This is a genomic window from Pontimicrobium sp. MEBiC01747 (assembly GCF_053601635.1).
Map to the genome: position 1 here is coordinate 1 of NZ_JBSHNS010000369.1, position 2166 is coordinate 2166.

General features: G+C 30.0%; 2 protein-coding genes. Both read right to left on the reverse strand.

Annotated elements, in window-relative coordinates; translation table 11 throughout:
* Nucleotides 1–188: hypothetical protein (locus ACVC2P_RS12010; protein WP_452598712.1), on the reverse strand; the 188-nt coding region annotated here is incomplete at its 3' end.
* A gap of 103 nt (nt 189–291) precedes the next feature.
* Nucleotides 292–1857 carry a right-handed parallel beta-helix repeat-containing protein gene (locus ACVC2P_RS12015; RefSeq protein ID WP_452598713.1) on the reverse strand — a complete coding sequence of 522 codons (1566 nt, stop codon included), beginning with the start codon at nt 1855–1857 and terminating at the stop codon, nt 292–294.
* Between the last annotated feature and the right edge of the window lie 309 nt (nt 1858–2166).

Genomic DNA, 2166 nt, shown 5'->3' on the forward strand with positions numbered 1-2166 from the left:
TTGTTAAGTGTGAGTGTACCATTATAAAAATGGGTGGAATCATTTGAGTTATTGAAAAATAAATCGTTTAAAAATAGCGATGTAGCTGCAGCGTTATTATTATTGTTACATTCTTGTGCAAAAGAAAATTGCAGGCTAAATAATGTAATGCATAGTAACATTATTTTTTTTAAAGTTTTGTATTGCATGGTTTTGAAAGTTTGATGATGTTTTAAATGCATCAAAAAACATACCATAGATACTAATAATCAGTATTATATGGAGAAGTATGGAAAATAATATACTTATTTGTTAAAACATAATATGTTGGTAAGCACCAATATCTGGGCTTGCTGTTCTGTCTACTCCTAAAATATCGACACCTAAAAACGGAGGCATTGTAAAGTTTGGACTAGCCATACCGTTAGTTGAAGACGCTCCAATAATTAAATCGTTCTGGTTAGCATCTCTAAAATTTGGATCTATGTTACGAAATATATTATCGTATTTAGTGGCATCATTAAAATTATAATTATCACCATTAAATTCGTTGTTATTATCTAGAAAACGAACGATGCAATTAGTAAATTTAAAATTAAAGTCGACAGGGTTTAAAGGATCTGCTTGAATTTCGTCTATTAAAAACTCTGGGTTATCATTACCGTATATAATAGAGTTATTAAAGTTTGCTTCGGTTAAATCTGTTATAACAGTATCCCCATTAGCATTTATTGTAAAGTTATTAATTAATAAAGCAGGAAATTGTCTAAAACTAGTATTCCAATAATTTGCAATAGTACTATGTGTTACGTTGTATTTTCCTCCAAAAGTTGCGGCAAAAGAGACTTGCCCAGAATTATTTATTACTAAATTTTCAGCTCTTATAGATGTGTTTCTTGCTAAAATACCATAATTACTTGAATTGTATATTTGGCTATTAGTAATGGTTAATTTATCTGTAGGTGCATCTGGATTACCATCTGTTAAAAGCCCAACAGTTCCATTTTTTATAGTGGCATAATTTATAATGTTATTTTCACTGTTTTCAAATAACCATATTGCCCCCCATTGTCCAGGGATATCTGCAAAAGCAGATTCTAAACGATCTCCTTCAAAAATCACTTCGTTTTCTAAAAGGTCTGGGTCTGTACTTAATGTTCCGTTTACTTGTAGCGATGCGCCTTCAGAGACTAGAAGCCCGGAATTTGCATGAAAATGTACACGTGCTCCAGCATCTACAGTTAGTGTTTCTCCATTAGGTACAGCTGCATAGCCATAAATAACATAGGGTTTTTGGTTGGTAAAGTTTAATTCTTCTGGTAATAACTCTCTTCCTTGTATTTCTGTGTCTACAATTTCTCCATTTAAGCTAAGTGTTAATGTTTCAATAACTCCTGTAGTGTTATCACGATCTGGATATATAAATACTGCATCTTTTACTAAAGTTACTAGCTCTACTTCTTGAAGGTTTGCACCAGAATCGAACTCAATTTTATCTGTATATAAAAATTCTTCATCTAAAGTTGGTAAATTATCAATATCTATTGTTGTTTCAACAAAAATAAATAAACTGTCTTTGGCTAAAATTTCAACATTTGTAAAAGACTTTCCTGCATTACCATCTACATTTAATCTATAATTAGAATTTTCTCCACGGCTTAGCCCAACAGATGGAATACTAATATCTTCGTTACTGCGGTTGTATACTTTTAAGTTATAAGTACTGGAACCAATGTTTGTAAAAACAGTGTCTAAGTATACCGTGTCTTTAGAAAACTCTAAATTTCCAGTGCTAGGTGAAAATTCGAAGTCTTTACGACAAGAGCTCCAAAGTAAAAGAAAACCAAAACAAATAAAAAAGTATAGCGTACGTTTCATATAATTAAATTGCATTTTACGTTGTATTTAATTTTGTATAGACCAAGAATTAGATACATTCGTTTTAAACGATAAAAATATAACTTTTGAAATTAGGATTTAGTATAGAATGCTATATTAATTTTTGTAAGCTTTAATTTTTAGTGTCTTGTTTGTATTGTGTTATAAAAGATAAGAACTCTTCACTTATTTTAAATAGTCGATCTAATAGCTCTACTTGATGTTTTGCATTTAGTAACTCAATATTTATTTGTTTAGCATCGCAAAACTCAAAAAACAAATATTTATAATCATCTTCTATTTTTAAGT

Coding starts and splice junctions, on each gene's coding strand:
- ACVC2P_RS12015 (WP_452598713.1), bottom strand. CDS start 1,857: ATGAAACGTACGCTATACTTTTTTATTTGTTTTGGTTTTCTTTTACTT.